The sequence below is a fragment of the Paenibacillus sp. ov031 genome (assembly GCF_900143165.1).
GTDB lineage: Bacteria > Bacillota > Bacilli > Paenibacillales > Paenibacillaceae > Paenibacillus > Paenibacillus marchantiae.
On the sequence record NZ_FRDO01000007.1, the window covers coordinates 142,004 to 165,741 of the forward strand.

24 protein-coding genes are annotated in these 23,738 nt (G+C 46.5%); 4 read left to right on the top strand and 20 right to left on the bottom strand.

Annotated features, from left to right (window positions below):
- Positions 1-9 precede the first annotated feature (9 nt).
- The 4 genes from spoIIIAD to spoIIIAA are packed head-to-tail and all read right to left on the bottom strand — an operon-like array spanning position 10 to position 2,180.
- On the bottom strand, positions 10-399 hold the full coding sequence (gene spoIIIAD, locus BUA17_RS24420) for a stage III sporulation protein AD (RefSeq protein WP_017687586.1): 390 nt from the start codon (positions 397-399) through the stop codon (positions 10-12).
- Positions 400-431: 32 nt separating this feature from the next.
- Positions 432-635, bottom strand: coding sequence for a stage III sporulation protein AC (spoIIIAC, locus tag BUA17_RS24425; RefSeq protein WP_017687585.1), 204 nt, complete (start codon positions 633-635; stop codon positions 432-434).
- A gap of 29 nt (positions 636-664) precedes the next feature.
- A complete protein-coding gene (gene spoIIIAB, locus BUA17_RS24430) occupies positions 665-1,183 on the bottom strand; it encodes a stage III sporulation protein SpoIIIAB (protein WP_063565694.1) in 519 nt (172 codons plus the stop codon).
- Complete coding sequence (spoIIIAA, locus tag BUA17_RS24435; protein WP_072735307.1) at positions 1,176-2,180, bottom strand: stage III sporulation protein AA; 1,005 nt, start codon at positions 2,178-2,180, stop codon at positions 1,176-1,178. The genes spoIIIAB and spoIIIAA overlap by 8 nt, the downstream gene beginning before the upstream one ends.
- Positions 2,181-2,456: 276 nt before the next feature.
- On the opposite strand from spoIIIAA, the gene BUA17_RS24440 reads away from it, so the two are divergent.
- Entirely contained in the window at positions 2,457-3,206 is a 750-nt protein-coding gene (locus BUA17_RS24440) for a 2-phosphosulfolactate phosphatase (RefSeq protein ID WP_063565692.1), read from the top strand.
- A 78-nt stretch (positions 3,207-3,284) separates the two neighbouring features.
- On the opposite strand, the gene BUA17_RS24445 is transcribed toward BUA17_RS24440, so the two are convergent.
- The 5 genes from BUA17_RS24445 to BUA17_RS24465 all read right to left on the bottom strand — a co-directional run bounded on the left by BUA17_RS24445 (position 3,285) and on the right by BUA17_RS24465 (position 7,795).
- Positions 3,285-4,538 carry an aspartate kinase gene (locus BUA17_RS24445; protein ID WP_063565691.1) on the bottom strand — a complete coding sequence of 418 codons (1,254 nt, stop codon included), beginning with the start codon at positions 4,536-4,538 and terminating at the stop codon, positions 3,285-3,287.
- A 191-nt stretch (positions 4,539-4,729) separates the two neighbouring features.
- On the bottom strand, positions 4,730-5,287 hold the full coding sequence (gene efp / locus BUA17_RS24450) for an elongation factor P (protein ID WP_053784402.1): 558 nt from the start codon (positions 5,285-5,287) through the stop codon (positions 4,730-4,732).
- A gap of 295 nt (positions 5,288-5,582) precedes the next feature.
- Positions 5,583-6,656 (bottom strand): M24 family metallopeptidase, encoded by a 1,074-nt coding sequence (locus BUA17_RS24455; protein WP_072735308.1) that lies wholly within the window; start codon positions 6,654-6,656, stop codon positions 5,583-5,585.
- Positions 6,657-6,695: 39 nt separating this feature from the next.
- Positions 6,696-7,139 (bottom strand): type II 3-dehydroquinate dehydratase, encoded by a 444-nt coding sequence (gene aroQ, locus BUA17_RS24460; RefSeq protein ID WP_063565689.1) that lies wholly within the window; start codon positions 7,137-7,139, stop codon positions 6,696-6,698.
- Between the two features lie 77 nt (positions 7,140-7,216).
- Positions 7,217-7,795, bottom strand: coding sequence for a YqhR family membrane protein (locus BUA17_RS24465; protein WP_063565688.1), 579 nt, complete (start codon positions 7,793-7,795; stop codon positions 7,217-7,219).
- Positions 7,796-8,010: 215 nt separating this feature from the next.
- On the opposite strand from BUA17_RS24465, the gene BUA17_RS24470 reads away from it, so the two are divergent.
- Together BUA17_RS24470 and BUA17_RS24475 are read left to right on the top strand one after the other, a co-directional pair.
- Positions 8,011-9,003 (top strand): DUF1385 domain-containing protein, encoded by a 993-nt coding sequence (locus tag BUA17_RS24470; protein WP_063565687.1) that lies wholly within the window; start codon positions 8,011-8,013, stop codon positions 9,001-9,003.
- A gap of 5 nt (positions 9,004-9,008) precedes the next feature.
- On the top strand, positions 9,009-9,341 hold the full coding sequence (locus tag BUA17_RS24475; RefSeq protein WP_063565686.1) for a hypothetical protein: 333 nt from the start codon (positions 9,009-9,011) through the stop codon (positions 9,339-9,341).
- Between the two features lie 68 nt (positions 9,342-9,409).
- Here the strand turns inward: BUA17_RS24475 and BUA17_RS24480 are convergent, their stop codons facing one another.
- From BUA17_RS24480 to mntR, 3 genes are all read right to left on the bottom strand, one after another.
- Positions 9,410-10,411: a patatin-like phospholipase family protein gene (locus tag BUA17_RS24480; protein ID WP_072735309.1), complete on the bottom strand. Its 1,002-nt coding sequence runs from the start codon at positions 10,409-10,411 to the stop codon at positions 9,410-9,412.
- Positions 10,412-10,495: 84 nt separating this feature from the next.
- Entirely contained in the window at positions 10,496-12,094 is a 1,599-nt protein-coding gene (locus BUA17_RS24485; protein WP_063565684.1) for a family 10 glycosylhydrolase, read from the bottom strand.
- Positions 12,095-12,301: 207 nt separating this feature from the next.
- On the bottom strand, positions 12,302-12,730 hold the full coding sequence (gene mntR, locus BUA17_RS24490) for a transcriptional regulator MntR (protein WP_063565683.1): 429 nt from the start codon (positions 12,728-12,730) through the stop codon (positions 12,302-12,304).
- 232 nt (positions 12,731-12,962) lie between these two features.
- Between mntR and splB the strand changes: the two genes are divergently transcribed.
- Positions 12,963-14,033: a spore photoproduct lyase gene (splB, locus tag BUA17_RS24495; protein ID WP_063565682.1), complete on the top strand. Its 1,071-nt coding sequence runs from the start codon at positions 12,963-12,965 to the stop codon at positions 14,031-14,033.
- A 139-nt stretch (positions 14,034-14,172) separates the two neighbouring features.
- On the opposite strand, the gene BUA17_RS24500 is transcribed toward splB, so the two are convergent.
- The 8 genes from BUA17_RS24500 to BUA17_RS24535 all read right to left on the bottom strand — a co-directional run bounded on the left by BUA17_RS24500 (position 14,173) and on the right by BUA17_RS24535 (position 23,713).
- Complete coding sequence (locus BUA17_RS24500) at positions 14,173-14,886, bottom strand: cytochrome c biogenesis CcdA family protein (protein ID WP_024631017.1); 714 nt, start codon at positions 14,884-14,886, stop codon at positions 14,173-14,175.
- A gap of 48 nt (positions 14,887-14,934) precedes the next feature.
- The gene (locus BUA17_RS24505) at positions 14,935-15,738 is read right to left on the bottom strand and encodes a metal ABC transporter permease (RefSeq protein ID WP_063565681.1); all 804 of its coding nucleotides are present in this window, start codon (positions 15,736-15,738) and stop codon (positions 14,935-14,937) included.
- A gap of 48 nt (positions 15,739-15,786) precedes the next feature.
- On the bottom strand, positions 15,787-16,545 hold the full coding sequence (locus tag BUA17_RS24510) for a metal ABC transporter ATP-binding protein (protein WP_072735310.1): 759 nt from the start codon (positions 16,543-16,545) through the stop codon (positions 15,787-15,789).
- A 55-nt stretch (positions 16,546-16,600) separates the two neighbouring features.
- The gene (locus BUA17_RS24515; RefSeq protein ID WP_072735391.1) at positions 16,601-17,590 is read right to left on the bottom strand and encodes a metal ABC transporter solute-binding protein, Zn/Mn family; all 990 of its coding nucleotides are present in this window, start codon (positions 17,588-17,590) and stop codon (positions 16,601-16,603) included.
- Between the two features lie 313 nt (positions 17,591-17,903).
- Entirely contained in the window at positions 17,904-19,973 is a 2,070-nt protein-coding gene (gene metG / locus BUA17_RS24520; RefSeq protein WP_280174371.1) for a methionine--tRNA ligase, read from the bottom strand.
- 392 nt (positions 19,974-20,365) lie between these two features.
- Entirely contained in the window at positions 20,366-20,617 is a 252-nt protein-coding gene (gene yidD, locus BUA17_RS24525) for a membrane protein insertion efficiency factor YidD (RefSeq protein WP_024631022.1), read from the bottom strand.
- 2 nt (positions 20,618-20,619) lie between these two features.
- Positions 20,620-21,084, bottom strand: a complete 465-nt coding sequence (locus BUA17_RS24530; protein WP_064636708.1) for a Fur family transcriptional regulator — start codon at positions 21,082-21,084, stop codon at positions 20,620-20,622.
- Between the two features lie 373 nt (positions 21,085-21,457).
- Complete coding sequence (locus tag BUA17_RS24535; protein WP_072735312.1) at positions 21,458-23,713, bottom strand: stalk domain-containing protein; 2,256 nt, start codon at positions 23,711-23,713, stop codon at positions 21,458-21,460.
- Positions 23,714-23,738: the final 25 nt, after the last annotated feature.

Below are 23,738 nucleotides of genomic sequence, written 5' to 3' on the forward strand. Positions count from 1 at the left end.
CGCCTCCCTCTACACCGGCATCAGCTTCATGACGGTTTCGATAATAATGCTGATGATCGGTATCGCGAGTACAAGGATCAGCACCTTGCCAGCAAGTTCAATCTTGGAAGCAATGCTCTCCTGGCCTGCATCCCTGACAATCTGTGCTCCGAATTCAGCAATGTACGCTATGCCTATAATTTTCAGTACAGTTTTCAGATAAATGCTCTCCATGCCTGAATTCTCGGCAAGCCGTTTCAACACTTCGATCACCGCGCCAATCTTGCCAATCAGTAGCATGAAGATCACGATGCCTGTGGCAGCAGCAATCAGAAAAGCGAACATGGGCTTCTGTTCTTTGATAACTAGAATGAGAACCGTTGCGATGAGCGCCAGACCTACAACTTGGATAATTTCCACAGGTCACCACCATCCCGGCTTCATGACCGTTTTCATTGAAAAAGAAATATCGATTTGATCTCTTGCAGCAGGCTGTCCAGCATTCGGACCACCATGAACAATACAACGACAAATCCGATCACGGTCACCCAGTGAGCCATATCTTCCTTTCCCATTTGTTTCAGCACCGTATGAATCATTGCAATGATGATTCCGATGCCCGCAATTTGAAAGATTGCGTTCACTTCTAAATTCATGACCTTGGCACCTCACTATCCCGGCTATTTCAGAAGATCAGAATGACGATTAACGCTCCGACAAGCATCCCGAGACTGCGGCACATTCGTTCATATTTCATTTGATCGGCTTGGGCACGGGATTCCTCATGCATAAGTTGCTGAATGGCTAACGAGATGTGCTTGGTCTGATCCTGACGATCGCTTGTGCCAAGGCTGAAGCTCAATTGCAGCATGACTTCCCGCTCGTCCGCCTTCATGGCTGATCTTCCCCACGCCTCTTCTATACCAGACTGAAGACTCTCACGAGCAGTATGTCCATGAGGTGGTTCCATTTGCCTGGCTGCGTGGAGAAACAGCGTCCGAACAGGCTCTTTTGTCTGGGCTCCCATTTTTCCCATGGCATCAGGTAACGGGGTCAGCCCGTAGTTAATCTCTGTCATCAACCGCTGGAGAGCCGCGATTAACTCTCGCAGTTGTCTTGGCCTCAAGGCATACTGCCTTGCCTTGTAGAATCCGGCGAGGGTACTGGCCAGCAGAATGATGACTGCACCGAGCATGTTAACCAAAGGCCTCACCTCCCACTTCTGTCTGCTGGAGACCACGCATTTTGCCATCGGCCAATCGAAAGGTCATGCCCCGGCTCGTCCGTTGCAGCTGTACATAGCGTTGGAACATCTGCTCGACAATCAGGGTTCTCAGCGCAGGTCTGGAAGAAAGCTCAGCCAGATCACGACCATGCGCAGTAGCGATGACAGATACGCCTGCGTGAAGTGCTTCCATCACCGCCTCCGCATCTTCCGGTCGGCCTATCTCGTCCACGATCAGGACATCGGGAGACATGGAGCGAAGCATCATCATCATTCCCTCAGCCTTTGGACAACCGTCCATGACATCGGTGCGAGGTCCCACATCAAATCCAGGTACGCCCTTGTAACTTCCAGCGATTTCGGACCGCTCATCAACGATGCCAACCTTTAGACGTGGACGTATGCCCTGAACAAGTTCATTGACACCCGTAAGTTTGGTTCCACTACTAATCTGTCTTGCCAGATCCCTCAGTAATGTGGTCTTGCCTTGCTGCGGAGGTGAAAGAATTAAGGTGTGCATGACCTGTCCGCTTTTTATGTCCAGCAGATAAGGCAGGATGCGATCAGCGACTCCGTGAATCTCTCTGGCTACCCTGACATTAAATCCATTAATGTCGCGCAAGTATTCGACGCGGCCTCCACTTAACACCGTCCGGCCAGCCAGTCCGATTCGATGCCCGCCAGGAATGGTGATGAACCCTTTACGCAGTTCCTCTTCCAATGTATAAAGCGAATGATTGCTGATCAGATCCAGCAGCCTGTGTGTTACCTCTTTTAAGGGAATATAGGCTTCATCAGGCTTCGAAGTCGGACTGCCCTGGGGTGTGAGGAAGTGATAGGTGTCTCCTGCATTGATTTCCAGCGGTCTTCCTTCACGGATACGTACTTCCTCCACTTTATCTAATAAAGCGGGCGGCATTCTTCCCAGAATGGTTCGAATCGGTTCCGGAAAGATATCCTTCCAGTTCACCATCATGAATAGGCCCCTCCAACCTTGAATTCGGTTTTGTTGCGTTCCTGGTGCTTGTTCATATCTCAAGTTTATGTGTGTACATTGATTTTATGACGCTGAAATCTATCATTTTCTTCAAAATAGGGATGAGAGTTAAAAATCATAGATCAGTCAACTGTTCCAGTTCTAGGCACCCGTCTAGATCCAAGTGCATATAGTGCTTGCAGACAGGTGATATTCATTCCGGGATAAAAAAGGACAGAAACAACTATCCTCAAATATAGAAAGGAGTTGTAGAGAGTGCGAGTCGATGTGGTAGGCAATGTGAATGAAGTTCGAAGAATGGATATTGCAGGACGATGCGTGGTTGTAATCGATGTGTTGCGAACAACCAGTACGATTGTTACGGCACTGGCATACGATGCAGCAGACGTCATTGCTGTAGAAACTGTTCCTCAAGCGAAACAATTGAACGTGAAGGATGCCATTCGTGGCGGGGAGCGTTTTGATAAAAAAATCACAGGATTCGAGGTGGGCAATTCCCCCTATGAATATATGACTCCGAATATTGCGGGGAAAACCATTATTCTGACTACAACAGATGGAACACGCGCCCTGATCAAGGCATCCAAGGCTAGACATGTGTTTGCAGGCTCATTCCTTAATGTGAAAGCTGTGGCGGCTGTTCTGTGCGAGCTGCGCCGGGATATCTTATTGTTATGCGCCGGGGATCAGGATGAGTTCGCGCTGGAAGATGGTTTATGTGCAGGCAGCATTATCGAGGAGCTGTACCGACAATCCCCTTTCCCAATCATGCTGAACGATCTGGGCCTGGCGCTCCATCAGGCTGCCACTCATGCCGAGGACAAATTACCCGATCTGGTCAGAGTATCCGCTGGTGGCCGAAGGCTGGAGAGGTTAGGGAGGATGCATGACGTAACGTATTGTACCCAATTGAACTTGCTGGACTGCGTTCCGGAGATGGGTGAAGGGAACCGGATGCAACCATTCAGAGGAACGCGTAAGGAACCGCTGTTTAAATTGCTGTGAACAATCTAAAAAGGTGTACTGCGATCCCGAATGGGAATACACAGTACACCTTTGGTGTGTCTTAACAATTTCCGCTTTTTATCTGCGAACTTGCGGTCCGCCAATTACGGCCTGCTCAGCCGTATCCAAATCATATGCTGTATGCAACGCCTTAATTACGTCATGAAGCTTCTCTCCATCAATTACACAAGATACCTTGATTTCGGAAGTGCTGACCATCTTAATGCTAACGCCTTCGCCCGAGATGACTTTGAACATCTTCGCAGCAACACCCGGATGGCTAACCATGCCTGCACCAACGATCGAGACTTTAACAAGGTTTTCTTCCGAAGTAACTTCACGGTAAGGCAGGCGGCTATGAAGTGCTTCAATGACACGCAGTGCGTTCTCCCGATCAGTCAGCGCAACAGAGAACGAGAAGTCTGCTTTACCGTCCATCACACCGCTCTGAACGATAATGTCAACATCCAGCTGTTCTGATGCAAGGGCACCAAATACTTCAGCGAGAACCCCCGGTACGTCTGGTACACCCAGAATACTGATGCGAGCCACATTTTTGTCATAGGCAATTCCACTAACTACCACGCCTTGTTCCATTGTTGCTTCCTCCTTCACAACCGTTCCTTCATTATGGTTAAAGCTGGATCTTACAATCAAAGGCACACCGGAATGCTTCGCGTATTCAACTGCACGCGGATGCAATACCGCTGCTCCCAGATTGGCCAGTTCCAGCATCTCGTCATACGAAATTTCCTTAAGCTTGCGTGCAACCTTCACGATACGCGGATCGGTGGAATAGATCCCGTCTACATCCGTGTAAATCTCGCAAGCGTCAGCCTTGATGGCTGCTGCCAAGGCTACTGCCGTTGTATCAGATCCGCCGCGGCCAAGCGTCGTAATCTCGCCTTCTTCCGTCATTCCCTGGAAACCAGCAACGATTACAATGTTGCCTTCTGCCAACGCCTGATTCACCCGTTCCGGATGAATATCGTTAATCCGCGCTTTGCCGTGTACCGCCTCTGTCCGGAATCCCGCTTGCCAGCCTGTAAATGAGATGGCTTTGCGTCCCAGCGCCTGAATCGCCATGGATAACAATGAAATCGAGATCTGTTCTCCCGTAGTCAAAAGCATATCCATCTCACGTGCAGGCAGTTCACTGTTCAGCTGTTTCGCCTGATCAATCAGATCATCCGTGGTATCCCCCATGGCCGAAACCACGACTACACACTGATGTCCTTCATCCGCTTTTTCTACAACACGTCCGGCTACACGCTTCATGCGCTCTGTATCTCCGACCGAGCTGCCCCCAAATTTCATGACGTACAATGACAACGCAAATCCACTCCCTACCTTGTGCAGTATGCATAATTGATGTCCACCGTCATTATTCTCTCCGAAAAATGACTTTAACCCAGTATATTACGAAAGCGTCTGATAGGCTAATCTTTTTTCGAAAAAACCCTTTGCCATAGAAATGGCAAAGGGTTGAATTAACGCATTATTTAGCTTACACCATGTGAACGTTACGCGCGGGAAGAGTATTTACCTTCACGAGTATCGATCAACAGAACATCGCCTTCGTTGATGAACAATGGCACTTGTACATTCAAGCCTGTTTCAACTTTTGCGTTTTTAGTAGCACCTTGTGCTGTGTTACCTTTTACGCTTGGCTCTGTCTCGATAACTTTCAACTCAACGCTTGTAGGCAAGTCGATTCCGAGGATTTCACCTTGGTAGCTAACGATTTTTACGTTCATGTTTTCTTTGAGGAAGTTCAATTCCCACTCCAACTGGTCACTTGTCAGTGTGAACTGATCATATGTTTCGTTGTCCATGAACGTGTGCTCTGTACCACTAGCATACAGGTAGGATACGCCACGGTTTTCGATGATGGCACGGCCAATGGTTTCACCTGCACGGAATGTTTTCTCAACGGTGTTACCGTTGCGCAGGTTTTTCAGTTTGGAACGTACGAAGGCAGCGCCTTTACCTGGTTTAACATGTTGGAAATCAATTACAGTGAAAATGTCGTTGTCCACTTGTACGGTTAAGCCTGTTTTAAAATCGTTTACTGAAATCACAAAAAATCCCTCCTGATATGGTTGAAAAGTAGGTGATATAAGACGATGGGTTAATTTAAGTTTGAACAAGTCAAACTGTCATATTACACAGACCACTACGATGGCAAACAACCTTCCGATCGCTGTTATCCCCAGATTTCTTTTAATCCCTATCCTAATAGGGAGAAATCCGGGGATAAAGGCGAGCGCTTCGCTTCTTCAGGTTTTTTCTGCCCTCTCCGTTATTGTGTAATTCCATGTTTACTTCATTCAAAAGCATAAATTAAAAATCCCTTATATCACCGTTGGCTGTAATTTAGCCAATTACGGTGAACTTCTTGTCCGAATTCGTCAAAATGTGAATACCTGTCTCGGTAATCACCACGTCATCCTCGATACGCACGCCGCCAAGGCCGTCAATGTAGATACCCGGTTCAACGGTTACCACCATGCCCGGTTTCAATACATCGTCGCTAAGCTTGGACAAACGAGGAGCCTCATGGACTTCCATACCCAGACCGTGACCCGTGCTGTGTCCGAATCGCTCTCCGTATCCGTGCCCTGCAATGATATCACGTGCCAATGCATCTGCTTCCCGTCCGGTCATGCCCGGTTTCAGGTTCGCCAGCGTATGTAACTGGGCTTCCAGTACGATATCGTAAATTTTACGCAGTTCAGGTACAGGTGTGCCCGTTGCGATGGTACGTGTCAGATCTGAACAGTATCCATCCAAAAGCGCACCAAAGTCAAATGTAATTAACTCATTTTGTCCGATGACTTTGCCACTTGCTACACCGTGAGGCATAGCAGAACGTTCACCCGATGCCACAATGGTATCGAACGAAGAGGAAGTTGCTCCATGTTTGCGCATGAAAAACTCCATCTCCAAATCCACTTCACGTTCAGTCATACCCGGTTTTGCAAATTGCAAAACGTGACTGAATGTTGCATCTGCCAGATCCGCAGCTCTTTGCATTACAGCGATCTCATCTTCGTCCTTGAACATGCGAAGTTGCTCCACTATACCGGATACAGCTTTCAATTCAATAGACTGAAGTGCTTCAGCATAAGCAGTATGTGTGCCGTAAGTGACATGATCCTGCTCAAAGCCAACCTGTTTGATATTCGCCGATGCAAGCAATTCACGTACGGATTCCAACGGTTTGGGTCCATGTTCCACAACGGTGAATCCTTTGGCTTGTTGCGGCGCCTGTGTCATGTAACGGAAATCGGTAAGCAAATAAGCTTCCTGTTCCGTAATCAGCACATATCCTGCTGAACCTGTAAAGCCCGTCATGTAACGACGGTTAATCGGATTTGTAATCAGCATAGCCGTGAGTTCATGTTCATGCATGGCCTCACGCAACTTATTTACTCGTTTGTTTTCCATCGGTAACCCTTCTTTCTCTCACATTCCCGGGTCCCCGGCTCAGGTTTGTTTGTTCAGATGACGCACAAGAGCCAGCAGCCCCAGTTCGTAGCTTACTTCGCCAAATCCGGCAATCTGTCCGATTGTTTCGGCAGCAATTACTGAATGATGTCTGAACGCTTCGCGTGCATGGATGTTGGATAGATGTACTTCTACTGTAGGAACTTTTACGGCATTGATGGCATCACGCACAGCATAGCTGTAATGGGTCAGCGCTCCGGCATTCAGCATGATTCCGTCTGCATCGCCCATCGCTGCATGAATTCGATCAATGATGTCCCCTTCGTGATTGGATTGATAAAAAGCGATGGAGACGCCCAGCTCCTCCGCCTGTCTGCGAATTTTATCCTCAATATCCTTCAGACTAAGCGTTCCATAGATGCCGGGTTCACGTACTCCGAGCATGTTCAGGTTCGGGCCATTGATTACAACAATCCGTTTCATAGCTGCTCCACCCTTTCTGCAAATAACCATCTGCTATTTTAACACAGCCATTGCCGGATTGAGAAGCTTTTTTGCGGCTATGCTCCCGCTTGCTCTGGCTCACGTTTCCGTTCATCGGTGAACTCCATGGCTACTGTGTAGCCAATAAACAGCCCCCACAGCAAAAAGAAACAAATTTCTGTAATGATTGAATCCCATGTTAAACGGTTTAAGGGCTTCACCATATCCAGTTTTGGACCTACTAGGACAAAGATAATGAGCCACCAAAAAATCCCGTAACCCATGCCTGGAAGCGGGCCTTCCCATTTTTTCAAAGTGAACGTGTAAATCAGGGAAGCGAGAACCGAAAAAACAATAAAAAACAGCCAGCCGGTCAAATGCCCTGCTGCAGTATAGATAAAATTATGTTTAAAAAACGGTTCAGCCAAAAATCCCAATGGCACAATCGTAAAATGAAGCAGATAGAACAGCCAATGCAAACCTCCCCAGATAAAACCTGCGAAAAAACCTAGCTCCACTGCAAAAGGGAACGGCTTGGTAAAATAATGTGCCTGGTCTTGTCGCTGGGTAGGACGTCTACCCCGGTCCTTCTGCTCTCCTTTGTCAGCACGCTGATTTTCCTTATGGGATGTGCGTTCACTCGTATGCTCTGTCATCGATATTCTCCTTCACGTTCAGTTTGCAAAACTGCGAATAAATCTCCATTTTCGTCCTAACTCTACCGGGTAGTATGTACAAATCAGGACAAAGTTAACAACATCGCCCTTAGATCGACTCGTAAACTAGAAATTGCTCTCAAAATTCGATACAATAGGGTTATTAAACTGCCTTCGACCATGAAGGTATAGAACAGAATAGGAAGGTGAATAATTTGCCTCAACAATCCAAGCCTGTCAGCTACGGGGGGCAAGCTGTCATTGAGGGCGTAATGTTCGGCGGTAAACATGTCAACGTTACAGCTGTGCGAAGAAAAGACGGCGAAATTACGTATCTGGAAGTTCCCAAGCAAGACAAGTCCTGGGTCATGAAATTGCGGCGGATTCCACTACTGCGCGGGATTGTCAGCATTATAGATTCGAGCGTCAAAGGAAGCAAACATCTCAATTATTCTGCTGACGCATATGCTGATGATGAACTGGAACCAGAAGAAAAAGCAAAGCAAAAAGAAAAAGAAGGCTCAGGTTGGAGCCTTAGCATGATTATCGGCGTCACCGCAGTAGCTATCCTCTCTTTCCTCTTTGGTAAAATTGTGCTTACATTGTTGCCGGTTGTTATTGAGAATTTTCTGTTCAAAAATGCATTCGACAATCAGTTTTTGCATAATTTACTGGAAGGCGGAATTAAGCTGATTCTGTTGCTTGCCTATCTGTGGCTGATCTCCCAGACACCGATGATTAAACGTCTGTTCCAATACCATGGTGCAGAACATAAAGTCATTAGTGCTCATGAAGCCGGAGAAGAGCTTACACCAGAGAATGTGCAGAAGTATAGCCGACTGCATTACCGTTGCGGAAGCAGTTTTATTATGCTGACTGTCATTATCGGCATATTTCTGTACTCGCTCTTCACATACGACAACCTCTGGGAACGTATGGGACAGCGGTTACTGTTGTTGCCAGTAGTACTCGGTATTTCATTCGAATTGTTGAAGATGACCAACTCGGTACGTGACATCCCTGTACTTCGTTATCTCGGATACCCGGGGCTGTGGCTGCAATTGTTGACAACCAAAGAGCCAACGAATGAACAGGTAGAAGTATCCATTGCTTCGTTTAACCGTATGCGTGAATTGGATGCCAAACTCGCAAACGTTTCGGCCACGTCGGAAGTTCCTGTTGCAACACTTGATCCTGTGAAAGGGTGAATGATATGAAGAAGCAGGCAATCATATTTTGGACGTTCATCGCACTCGCTGCTATTGGAATCTTGACTAGGCTGGGAAGTGGAGGTTTATCCCAAATTATCATCCCCCTCGTCGTGTTCGGAGTTGTGTTCCTGCTCTATAAATATCCGCCCCGCCGTTGGGCACGCAAGACATCATCACCGAAGATTAAACCATCTGCTAAAACCATGGCTAAAGTTAATGCACAGTCTGGTGCCCGAAAAAGTAGCGGTTCTTCCAAAAAACGCAAGGATTATCCTTTCCAAGTGATTCAGGGTCAAAAGGGTAAAAGTGATGAAGACGTACCTAAGTATCACTAAAGCGCTGATATCGGCGAAACACACAGAAAAGCAATTCTCCAAACATGCGGAGAATTGCTTTTTCATTTTTATACAGGAGTCAGCGGTGGTGTTTCCGCGTGTTTTTTTCTCAGTTCTCGTCTCTGTTTGTCCAGCTGCTCACCATATATCTTGGTATTCCATCCACTGAAAAATTCAGTCCCGGCGGTGACCCCAGATTGATATAATGCTGTACTGTCCTGTACGGAAAGGTGAAATTCTGTCGGTTTAATTCCAAGGGTAGGAATTTTCACAGTACGGAATCGATTAACCTGTTCGATATATCGCTCATCATGAGCAGTTAGCATCGTTTCAACCAATGCCTGAAGCATACTTAGAGGTCCTCTGATTCTAGCTGGCTCTCCTTCGGTTTTGCCAACCATTTTAAAACCGACTACAGGGATGAGATCTCCTCCACGTTCTGTACGCTCTCCATCAAACAGCCAGAGCGGAAAATTGCTCAGCAATGCTCCATCGACGATGTAAACAAACTGGTCCGCAAAACGTAATCCTTTGGACAGGATCGGGGATCTGCGAATGGCAACCGGGTCGAAGAAATAGGGGATACTGCAGCTCATACGTACAGCCTTGGCTACTTCCAGTTTGGAAGGATCAATTCCGAATCGTTTGATATCGTCTGGAAGCACCAAAATAGTGCCGTTGGAAATGTCGGATGCAATGATTAGCAACTTACCTGGAGGCAGATCAGCAAACGTCCGAACTCCCTTTTTTTTCAGCATATCCCCTATCCAGCATTCCAGCGCTTCCCCAGAATATAGCCCTTTCTTCAAAAATAGCCTCGCTGCGGGTCCGATCCACTTGGTATCAAATATGGGGGAACGTCGCAGTAACGAAGCAAACGGCGTATTCTCGATAATGCCTTTCATCTCTTCCGCCGAATAGCCAGCCGCCAGCAAAGCAGCTACGATGGAACCCGAGGACGTGCCCGCTACGCGATTGAATTCAACACCGTGATCTTCTGCACCCTTTACGGCGCCGGCAAGCGAAATTCCCTTTACGCCGCCACCTTCAAATACTCCATTAATCAACACAATAAAACCCCCGTTCTCCAGGCAGTCCATGCTACTACTGCCACTGTATGAGAACAGGGGTTGGTCATATTACGTTAAAATGTTTTACAGTCCATAATAGGCTTTTAATTTGGCGATCAGTCCGAGCGGATTTTTCGTCAGGTACTGTGAGCTGAAGAAAATATCCCCTTTCACCGTATCATATTTCTCATTATATATAAGCTGATCAATAATCTCCTGGGATGTCTGCCACCCGATTTCCGGTGTGCCCAGCTTATAAGGAGAGTGACCAATATACAATTTCACATCGGTATTTGCCACTTCATTGGCCCACCAGTCAACCACCTTGTCATATCGTGCTGCACTTAGTGTCATGCTCCAGTACACTTGGGGTGCAACATAGTCAATCCACTCCTGCTTGATCCAAGTCCGCACATCTGCATTCATGCTGTCATAAGCGGTTACTCCGGCTTTTGTGTCAGAACCTGTCATATCAACCGATTTGTTACGCCATACGCCAAATGGGCTAATGCCATATTGAACGCCAGCTTTCATCTTGTGGATGCTCTCTCCGAGCTGCTTGACGAATTCATTGATGTTGTCCCGGCGCCATTCTGCACGGTCACTCGTATTCAATGTGTTGTAAGCTTTGAAAGCCGCATCATCATTAAACGTTACATTGGAAGGATAGAAGTAATCATCCAAATGTACGCCATCAACATCATACTGATTAACCACTTCCATGATGGAATCAATAATATGCTGTCTCGCTTCCGGAATGCCTGGATTAATATACAGTTTGCCTGATGCGTTAACAATCCAGTCCGGGTGAAGCTTGGATACATGATTGGCAGCAAGACCGGTTGTCGTTGCGGAGTTAGTAGCCCGGAACGGGTTGAACCAAGCATGGAACTCAAGACCACGCTTGTGAGCTTCCTCGATCATAAATGCAAGTGGATCATACCCGGGATCTTTCCCCTGTGTACCTGTCAACACGCTATTCCACGGTACAAGACCTGATGGATAGATCGCATCCCCATTGGCTCGCACTTGAACAAATACGGCATTGATCCCCATATCCTTCAACGTATCAAGCTGCTGAATGAACTCCAACTTTTGTTTTTCTACATTCCCTTTGGCACTAGATGAAGGCCAGTCTCCATTTACAGTCGAAATCCAGGCTCCTCGCATCTCATCCGTATTTGGCGTAGTTCCCGTGCCTCCAGGCTCTGCTGGTGTCACTGGAGTAGGATTGGGAGCATTGCCTGTGGCCAGATTAATCGTCTGCTCAGACTGGTTCCAGGTGACCTGGATTCCCAAGTTCTCACTGACAAATCGAATCGGTACCATGACGCGGCCTTGTTTCAGTTCTACTGATGCATCAAGATCAACCACGGTACTATCCACCGTTGCCTGCTGGCGTCCACTTGTCATCGTAATGACTGAATCGGACTTCTTGATTGTAACTGTGCGGGTAGCCTGTGACCAAAGTACAGATGCACCCAGTCCTTCGCTAATAACACGCAGAGGGACCATCGTTACATTTACTTTGGGCAAAATGTAAGGTGATACATCCGACTCCAAACGCTGACCATCCAAATAAATAACAATTTCCTTTTGACTAGCTGCCTGCGCCGTCAGTCCTGATGTTTGTAAACCCAGAACAAAAATGAGCAGCAGGATCAATCCTTTACGAAGCTTCATCAGTACAATCCTCCAAAATAATTATAAATTCGCGGCAAATTCTGCTAGTTTAATAGACGCTCCTAATGATTGTTAAGTTGCGAATAAACGCCAAATTTTGGTCAAAAAAAAGCAAAAGGACGCTTCCTACCGTTTTAGCGGCAGGTGCATCCTCTGATTTTGAATAGATATTCATGTAATTTTTCAGGTGAGTCTGGCTTTAAAACCTTAAGATTCTGTATTGCTCATGACATCCTGAATACTTTTAAGATCACGCAGTCGATTCTCATCCTGGCGGAAATATTCAACCAAAGATTCGATGCAGGTAATGGAATCCCAACTCAAATGGTGTTCAATTCCTTCAACATCCTGGTAAATATTTTCTTCCTGAACACCAATCGTCGTCAAAAATTGTTCAAGCAGATGATGGCGCTCCATCAACCGTTTGCCCATCTTTTTGCCTTTTGGCGTAAGCACCAGCCCGCGGTACTTCTCATAGATCAGGTACTCGTCTTTGTCCAGCTTTTGGATCATCTTCGTCACCGATGAAGGATGTACTTCCAAACCTTCAGCTATATCAGACACACGAGCATAGCCCTTTTCATCAATTAATTTGTATATACGCTCCAAATAATCTTCCATACTGGGCGTTGGCATCTGCTTCCCTCTCTTCTCTCTGACCGGCAATATTCTTGCCTGGTCACTATCTTATAATGATACATGTTATCAATACGCATTGGCAAGTCCTGCACAATTCATTCACTATTTACAGTCCATAAAACACTCCTCAGGGCTCGATTTCCTTCACCATTACGCAAGTATTGGTAAGGGTGACTTATCCCGAAACGAGGCAAACTAAGCAAGGTTCCGTATAGAAAGGAGTGATTTCGTGAGTACAAGTGTAGCGCATCCACCCGTTCGCAAAGCAAAAGGCACTAAACCCTTTATTCCCGATTTGGTGTATTTTGAACCCGGTGCGCTGGAATATGAGAAAGGTAAACGAATTATGGAATGGGTTACTTCCAGGGATATCCCATATCAGATGACGACATCCCATAATCGAATTACCAATCTCCCTGGTGAAACGGAACAGGAAAAGTACCGAATGGCGAAGCGTACCCTTGTCGTCGGCGTGCGTAAAACACTCAAGTTTGACCAATCGAAGCCTTCGGCGGAATATGCCATTCCCATCTCCACAGGTTGTATGGGCCACTGCCACTATTGTTATCTTCAAACGACTCTTGGGGCCAAGCCCTATGTCCGTGTCTATGTAAACACCGAAGAAATCATTCAGGCCGCCAAGGGATACATTGAGGAGCGCGCACCTGAACTTACCCGTTTTGAAGCAGCCTGTACATCTGATCCCGTAGGTCTGGAGCATATTACGGGAAATCTCGGTGACCTAATTCGTTTTATGGCGGATGAGGAGCACGGGCGACTTCGCTTTGTAACCAAATACCATCATGTTGATCCTTTATTAAACATCAAGCATAACGGACACACTCGTATCCGATTTAGCGTAAATTCCGATTATGTAATCAAAAATTTTGAACCAGCCACCTCACGGTTTGAAGAGCGAATTGAAGCCGCAGGTAAAATAGCTCATGCGGGATACCCGCTCGGATTCATTATTGCCCCAATTATGTGGTACGACGGATGGGAAGAAGGATATAGCGAGCTTTTACAAAAGCTTGCCGATACACTTCCCGAAGAAGCGACCAAGGATCTAACCTTTGAGATGATCCAGCACCGTTTTACCAAAACGGCAAAAGCCACCATTGAGAAGCGATACCCCAAAACCAAGCTGGAGATGGATATCGAAAAGCGGAAAATGAAATGGGGCCGCTGGGGCCAGTACAAATATGTGTATAAGGATGATCAGCAGGATGCCCTGCGCGAGTTTATTACCGAGCGCATTTTTGAGCATTTCCCACTGGCCAATATTGATTACTTCACCTAAGCGTTGACCAGACACTTTTATTAAGAGCTATTGATTAAAAAAGCAGGTTACATGAGTCCAGAATCGTTCTGGTTTCCATGTAGCCTGCTGTTCTTATTTAAAATAACCTTCGAGTAAAACAAACACCCTCGTTGCTGCGCTAGATAATCATCCAGTCTGGTGTAATTTGTTGTAGCCAGATCGTAATTTTCGTCATCTGATCCGTAAATAACAGCACCCCGAGGAACAACATTAATGCGCCCCCGGCTTTCATCATGATATTGGAATAACGCAAGATCCATCGTGTAGAACCGATGAAAAAAGCCAGAATGAAGAACGGTAACGCAAATCCAGCTGTGTATCCCGTAATCAAAGCCAACCAGGTTGTTGGTTCGCTCGCAGCCATCGCGATGATGGCAGTCAAAATTGGTCCAATACAAGGCGACCAACCTGCCGAAAAACCAATACCAAAAATAAAGGAGCCCAAGTAACCCGCTGGTTTCCATTTCATGTCCATCTTACGCTCTTTCATCAGAAACTGAGGTTTGAACAAACCAAGCAAAAATAAACCCATTAACATAATTAAGATCGCGGATAATTGACGAATGAGATCACGGTTATCATTGAAAAATTGGCCAAACAATCCGGCTCCCAGTCCGAGCGAATAAAACACAGCCGAGAAGCCCAAAATAAACGCCAGCGTATGAGTCAATGTCTTGAAGCGAACTTCACGCTGATTACGCTCATCCTTCAACCGTTGTACCGTCATCCCCGTAATATAGGAAAGATACGATGGATACAGCGGAAGACAGCATGGCGATATAAACGAAGCTAATCCTGCTACAAAAGCCAGCCACACATTAACATCAGGCATGAAGCGGATATCTCCCTTCCCTGGGGGCTCACTTGCTCACGTTCAGACTCAGGCTCGGAACCCTTTTTTTCCAATCATCGTAAGAATCAGCATCATGATAAGCAAAAGTACAATTGTTGCTCCTGGTGCAAGGTTCCAGATCCCGGCCACAACCAGTCCAATGACCACGGCAATTTCGCCAATGACCACGGATAATATAATCGCCGATTTGAAACTTCGTGCCATCAGCAAGCTTACAGCTACCGGAATGGTAAGCAATGCCGATACCAGCAATGCGCCCACGATTTTGATCGCCGTACTAATGACTAGGGCTGTCATCACCGTAATCAGCATGTTAAGCAATTTCACAGGCAATCCGGTAACCGCTGCGGCATCCTCTTCAAAGCTGAGTAGGAAAAACTCCTTATGTAACAGTGCTACAACGACGACCACGATCAACGTTACCACACCAACCAGCTTCAAATCCGTGGAGTCCAGTGTATAAATACTGCCGAACAGGTAACTCATAACATCTGTATTATAACCTTTGCCCAGCGTGAAGAACAACGAAGCCAGCGCTACTCCACCGGACATGATGATCGCGATCGATAACTCGGCGTAACTCTTGTACGCCTTACGCAGTTTCTCTATTGCAAATGATGCGAGCACGGCGAAAATAAGCCCCACAGCAATCGGATACACTTCAATCAGGAATCCGAGTGCAACCCCGGCAATAGTCACATGAGACAGGGTATCCCCGATCATGGATAAACGGCGCAGCACCAAAAACAATCCGATCAACGGAGCGGTGATGCCGATCAGCAATCCCCCCGCCAGCGCCCGCTGAAAAAAATCACTCATTAAAATTTCCAAAACACACACGACTCCTTCGGCCTTGCTCTAATCTGGTTGCACTCGCGTCTAACGTACCTGGGTGGTGGTATGCTGCAAATTAGTCTCGGCACAATCTTCCACCTCATGGGAATGACGGACATGGAAATGAATTTTTCCGTTCGTCACCGCAGCTTTGGAACCGAGATAACTCTCCATCCGGTCCATATCATGTGAAACCATCAGGAATGTCATCCGGTGATGTTCATGCATATGGGTAATGAGTTCAAAAAAGCTGGCCTGGGATTCGGCATCGATACCTACCGTCGGTTCATCCAGAATCAGCAGATCAGGGTGATTAATAAGCGCCCGTGCCAAAAACACACGCTGTTGCTGTCCACCGGACAGTTGTCCGATCCGTTTGTTCGCCAAATCCTCAATCCGCATCACTTGCATAGCATCTGTGCACTGCTGCTGACATTTACGAGACATACGCCGGAACATATTCTTGTTGTTGTATAATCCAGACATTACGACTTCCCGTACCGTTGCAGGGAACAATGGGTTAAATGCATTCTTCTGCGGAACATAACCAATCCGTTCCCAATCCTTGAATCGGCGGATCGACTGTCCGAATAGCTTGATATCTCCCTCAGCTGGAGGCAAGAGTCCAACCAGCATTCGCAGCAATGTCGTTTTGCCCGCCCCGTTTGAACCGATAATACCGACAAAATCCCTTTCCTGGACCATAAAATCGAGATCTTCGATCACTCGCTGGTCGCCGTAGGAAAATGATAATTTATCGATCTCTATAATTGGATCATGACACAATGGCATGATTTGCTGCATGGCAAAGCCGCCCTTCATTATATATAAGGATTGCAAACGAATCCTTCAGTCTATCTTATTTTAATGCGATCAGCAGATTTTGCAAATTTTTCTCCATCAGGGTGAAATAATCATCCCCGTTGGTAGCCTGTTCTTTGGTTAAACCTTCTACCGGATTCAGGACCATTGTCTCTACACCCGCTTCATTGGCGAGGGTTTTCGCCAGTTTATCAGATACCAGCTCTTCGAAGAAAATGTATTTAATCCCTTCATCCTTCACCAACTTGGCCAACTTCACAATATCTTGACCTGTGGGTTCCGCATCTGGAGAAAGTCCCATAATAGCATGCTGGGTCAACCCATAATCACGTGCAAGATACCCAAAGGCTTGGTGTGATACGACAATTTCCTTATTGGGTACGTTGGACAATTCATCCGTAAAGTGCTGATCCAACGTTTCCAGCTTGGTCCGCAGCTCTTCGTAGCGTTGTTCATATCCTTCTTTATGTGCAGGGTCTACTTCAACCAGGCTGTTTTTAATATTCTCAGCCATTACCATTGCCGATTTTGGACTTACCCACGTATGAGGGTCCACATGATGGTTCGCAATGTCCTCTGCGTTAGCTTCATCTGCATGTTCGTCGCTATGTTCATCCACCTGTTCTTCACCATGACTGTGTCCATCATCACCTTCAGCAGTCAATAGAGTAACCCCTTCACTTACTGCAACTGACTTCACCTTGGTATCGCTATTCAGTGACTTCAGGAAGTTGGGTACCCATCCTTCCAGACCTGCACCATTGTATAGAAACAACTGCGCTTTGGATGTATTCACAATATCTTGACTCTTCGGCGTCCAGTCATGTGGTTCAACACCTGTTGGCAGCAAATTAATGACATTTGCATCTTCCCCACCAATTGTCGAAGTAAACGCATAGACAGGATAGAAGCTCGTAATCACATTCACTTTGCCTTCCACCAGCTTGGCACTCTCCGAATTATTCTGACCGCATGCCGACAATATGAGTAAACTAAGAACAAGCAGACCGCTTAGCAACAATTTTATATGCCTTCTTCTACCTGTCGCTAGAGTCTGGTTTACCTGGTCTAGATTTCTTCCATTATAAAGTTTCACTAGTATTCACTCCGCATCTCTTAATCGTAAACATTACTGAAAGAATTATAGGTAACCTGCTCGAACTTGTCAAGCCGCTCTGTCCTATTCATTCTTTCCTTGAGCACGGAGTTCATAACAGTATATGCTTGTTTTCTTCGCATCAGATCCGATTTCATCCCAAAATAAAAAGTGACCCGATTCTCATCGAGCCACCTTCTATTACAACTATATAAATCAAATCCTTGGTTACACGGTCAAAGTCCTATTTCACTTGTGCGCCATTAGGCATATTATCCGGTACCGTTGCTAGTGTAAGCTGGTCGCCATGGGATGCTGCCAGGATCATGCCCTGGGACAGTTCACCGCGCAATTTCACAGGCTTGAGGTTCGTAACACAGATGACTTTGCGTCCAACCATATCTTCAGGTGAATAAAACTTCGCGATTCCCGATACAACCTGACGTTGCTCATAGCCCAGATCCAGCTGCAACTTCAGCAATTTATCGGCTTTCTTGACCGGTTCACAGGCAATAACTTGAGCGACACGCAATTCCACTTTGGCGAAATCATCAATACCGATCTCTTCTTTGCCTTCTGGTGCTGAGACGGGTTGAGCGGCTTCAGAAGAGCCTCCAGCATCAGCTTGAGCTGCCTCAGGCTGCGCTTCAGCTTTTTTGCCTCCATTCATCGCTTCAGCAATATAAGCAATCTCCTGTTCAGAGTCCAGACGTGGGAAGATCGGATCACCCTTTTGCAAAGCGTTACCAGCCGGAATAACGCCCCATTGCTTCGCTGAATCCCAAGCCGTCAGTTCACCTTCCTGAATGCCGAGTTGTTCCCAGATTTTGCGCGGAGCACGTGTTAGGAACGGTTGCAAGAGGATGGAAGCAATCCGCAAGCTTTCAATCAGATGCGACATTACCGATGCCAGTTCGTTGCGTTTCGCTTCATCACGAGCCAGAGCCCAAGGCTGAGTCTCGTCAATATATTTGTTACTGCGGCTAACAAACTGACTGATCGCTGTCAACGCTACGGAAAATTGCAGATTTTCCATTGCCTGCTCCACTTTCTCCACAGCAGCAAGACCCGCTTCTTCAAGAGATGCATCAAATTCGGTCACACCAGAAGTAAACTCAGGCGCTTTGCCTTCGAAATATTTGTCCACCATGGCTACCGTACGGTTCAAAAGGTTTCCAAGGTCATTTGCCAGGTCGGAGTTCACACGTTCTACAAAGCTTTCTGGAGTAAATGTACCATCTGAACCAAATGGAACTTCACGGAGCAGGTAATAACGCAGTGCATCCAGACCATAACGGTCAATCAAGGTTACCGGGTCAACGACATTACCCTTTGATTTGGACATTTTGCCGTCTTTCATCAACAGCCAACCGTGAGCGAATACTTTCTTCGGTAAAGGTAGGTCCAACGCCATCAGCATAATCGGCCAGTAAATCGTATGGAATCGAACAATTTCTTTCCCTACCAGATGCACGTCCGCAGGCCAGAATTTGTTGTAAAGCGATTCGTCGGATGATCCATAGCCCAGAGCTGTAATATAGTTAGACAACGCATCAATCCATACGTATACAACGTGTTTCGGATCGCCTTTAACTTTGACGCCCCATTCGAAAGTAGTCCGAGATACGGCCAAATCTTCCAGACCTGGCTTGATGAAGTTGTTGATCATTTCATTTTTGCGGGACTCCGGTTGAATAAAACCCGGATTCTCTTCGTAATATTTCAGCAAACGATCAGCATACTTACTCATCCGGAAGAAGTAGGATTCTTCTTTTACCAGCTCCACCGGATGCCCGCTATCCGGACTTTTAGCCGAGATAATCTCGCCTTTGTCATTCTTCTCCACATCAACCAGCTGGGTTTCCGTGTAATAGGTCTCATCCGGGATACTGTACCAGCCTTCGTACTCACCCTTGTAGATATCCCCTTGTTTCAACAAACGGTCAAAGATATCCTGAACCACTGTTTTGTGGCGCTCTTCCGTCGTACGAATGAAGTCGTCATTGGAAATGTCCAGTTTGTTCCACAGATCCTTGATGCCAACAACGATGTCGTCTATAAAAGCCTGCGGTGACTGCCCTTTCTCTTGTGCCTTGCGCTCAATCTTCTGCCCATGTTCATCGGTTCCTGTCAGATAGTGAGCAGCATAACCACGCAGACGTTTGTATCGAACCATGGCATCACCCGCCACAGTCGTGTACGCGTGCCCGATATGCAGTTTGTCACTCGGATAATAAATCGGTGTTGTCAGATAAAATGTTTTTTGATCAGCCATAGATGACTTCTCCTCCTTCATATAGTCGTGCTTTTTCATTGCATTTGTCTAAAAAAGAACACAAAAAACTCCCGTCCCTGTATGGGACGAGAGTTGCTCTCACGTGTTACCACCCAAATTCCCCGTGCTTTTCACAAACCACAGGCTCTGCCGGTCCTTCGACCGCCCATTAACGCTGGATCACGCCTCAGCCTTACGACAGCCGTTCTAATCAACGTCTGCACGCTCGAAAGAGGTTCCTCCGGGACCATATTCCATCCTCCTCCCAGACCGGTTCTCAGCTCATCCGGCTCTCTGCACTGGCGGTGTGTCTGTACTTATCCCTTCACTGGAAATCATTATACCAAAAATATACTGAAATACTGCCTCCTTTGTCAAGTGGACAGCAATCTTAAATCAACTCAAACCGGCAAAAAACGACCATTAGATCGTTAATCGGATACCATGACAGACTTTTCAGCCTTCGGTGGTACCAGATCCACTCCGCCTGGATGAAACGGATGGCATTTCGCAATACGTTTTGCCGCAAGCAGCGATCCTTTGAACGCACCATGCACCTCAATCGCCTCCATCGCGTAAGCCGAGCATGTAGGATAGAAACGACACGTTGGCGGCTTCAATGGAGAGATATAGCTGCGATACACCCGAATGGGAGCCTGAACCAGTCTGCGAGATAACTTCATCGTCAGTGCTTCCCGTGAGTGTGCTGATGTCCTGATGACACTTTGGCTGGCATATGTTCGGCACAGTCCTTACAGTACCCGAAAACTTCAAATTTATGATCGACAACTTGGAATTGCTCAGGCGCATCTGCAAGCTGCATTGGGCAAAAAACGATTGGATATGTCTTCTGGCATTTCAGACAAATCATATGATGGTGATGGTGATCCTCGCTACAATGTGCTCTGAACTTCACCCCATCTTCAAAGATGACCTGCTCCAGCACACCCAATTCTTGCATGACACGCAAATTCCGGTACACCGTGTCAAAACTCAGTCCGCTGTAAGTCTTACCCATATATTCATAGACGTCCTTGGGTGTCAAATACCCAGGGGATTCAGCAAATAACCGGGCCAGTGTCTTCCGCTGATCCGTAATGCGGAGCCCCTGCGAGGACATGGTAGTAATAATCTGTTCTGTCGACAGCATGATCTAATGCACCTCCTGTCATTCGAGCATTCTGCATAAATCCAAAGAGCGAATTCCTTTCAGCAATACTTAGTTCGAAATGGTTTGATTCGTCTAGGTATTGTACCCGTGAGCCTGTGGAATCAAATTATGCAAATGCTGATACTTATGCTTGATTTATATACTACTAATAATGCCTTAAATGAAGTTCATAGTCAACGAACGAACCTGAGCCCGCCGCTGCTTCAGTCACAATTAAAAAGGACCCCATGAACATGGAGTCCTTTTCTGACGGTTCAGATGTTTAATCCTTCGGGCGACTTTTGGGGTGACAGGATTTATAGCATATAAGCTTTCACTCCAAACCGTCCGTTCCTGGTGAAAGGTGAAACAATTACTTCTCTGTCGGAAGAGGTGTGAACAGCAGGTTAACCGGCAAATTACTTCCCGGTGCTGCGGAGAACAGAATCGTTACACTTTGACCATAGGAACCTGTACGATAGAGTACACTTTGTTCATTTGGTGCGCTTACAGATTTGCCGTTCGAAATCTGAACAAGTTCTCCATTAACGAGCGCTACACCCGAGTATTTACCACCACGTGGGTTGAACGAGATCAATGTGCGTGGAGCCACATTGTTCAGTGTGATTTTGTACAGCACGCCAAAGTTACCCGCGTTGGAAGCATCTGTGTACGCCATTGGATCTGTCCCGACCAAATTCGGGTCACTTGCATTATCCCCCAGCGGCAAACGAGCAGGCTTCGAACCTACTTCTTGGTCATACGTAATGATACGGGTTGCATTCGGGTATGTTCCCCGGTTATGCACACCGTCACGATCCAGAACAGGCAGTGTGGACCATACAGCCATCGGATCTTTGCTTTCTTCAATCATGATAACGTTGTAATCCAGTTCATAATCGCTGAAGACATCCGAGTACAAGGAGATGACTTGACCCTGTTTCATAGGAAGAACACTCAAATCGGTCAGAATTAGCTTGCTCTCTCCAGGCTGGATGTACACTTTCTTTTGTCCAGTACCGTTCTGTATGGACTTGAACCAGCGATCAATGGACAGTTTACCTGCCGCAGTTGCTATTGGTGATGGACCTGCAAAACCCATGTTTTGCTGTTCAATGGATGCTGTATACGCATTGTTGTTTGTCGCAACAACATACATTTTCACGCTTTTACCTGTGTTGTTTACATGGTGAATCATGAAACGTGTTTGTCCAAAGGAAGATTCCTTATAAACAATACCTTCTGTATTAACGGTTTCCGGGCTGTTACTACGAATCAGCAAACTTGGCTCGTCGTAATAAGTGAAAGGTATTTTCTCCATCGATGGTACCCCACTACCATCGAAGCTGAACTTCTCACCTACTGGTGTAAACAACTGATTAAAATCAGACATGGTGTACAGCGTTTCACCTGTGATGTTAACCGTCTTGGTATAGCTGTTACTAGCACCATGTTTGTCCGTAACGGTAATTGTTACACTCTTAGGTCCCGGAACAAAGAATGCCAGAGCATTGTTTTCCCATTCAGTTTTCACAATGGCATTTTCATCATCGGTGCTTTGATCAATGTACGTGATGTTTTCACCCATTTTGTACTCTTCCTTGTCTGTCGTAAACATCGCTACAGGAGGAAGATTTAGTTTTTGTACCTGAATCGTTACAGCGTACGGGGCACTCCATTGTCCGCTCGAATCCTGGACAGCATACGTTACCGTATATGTACCTGGTTGGTCAAACGAATCCTGACGGCCAGTCCAACGCTCATCCACGATGTCCAGTCCCTTGGGAGAGCTCGATTTAGTGTTGTATGTTACCGTGTCTCCTGCAAAAATCTCTTTTTGTACCGTGAAGCTGGCTACCGGTTTGGAATTCAGGTTCAGTATAACAGTCTTGGCAGACTGATTAACTTTATAAGTAATGTTAAGTGCCTGAGTAATCGACGTCAGTGGCACCATGAACGTATTTTTTTGTTGATAGGCAGGGCCTTTCATCGTTCTCGATTCACCGTTAACGGTGTAAACGCTACTATTCGTTTTGAAGCGAAGTTCATCTTCGCCGCTAATAATAATGGTTTCTTTGGTTGTATTGTCATATTTCACTTCATAACCAACCCGATCAACCAGTGCGCGGATCGCTACATAAGATACTCCATTTTTAACAGCCATCGGCTGTCCGGCAAGATATGTTTTGCCGTCTTGCACCATTTTGTTGCTGTTCATATAAAGTGTCAGATCTCCGCCCTTACTTCCGGCTATAGATTGACCGCTTGTAGATGGTTGCTCAACTTCAACTGGAGCCGTTGGAACTGTTGTTTCCTCGCCTGCATCCTCTTCATCAGCAGGGTCTGTATTAGGGTCAACCGGAGTAACATCTGTACCTGTAGGTTCATCTGTTACCGGGTTTGTTCCTTCGACTGCATTATTATCAGACTGTTTTGAATCTGACCCGGACTTTACATCCGATTCCGCGATCGTTTGTTCTTTCTTCACAACCTCCACGGATTTAACATTGGCTGTATTTGTTGTTGTTGTATCACTTTGATCGGCTGCTAGTGCATTCGCTGGAATCGCTGCAAACGCTTGGAATACAGCTAAAGCGGTAAGTATGGATAATTTCTTCTTCAAATTCATTCTTTGTCTTTGGCTCCTTCTGCTC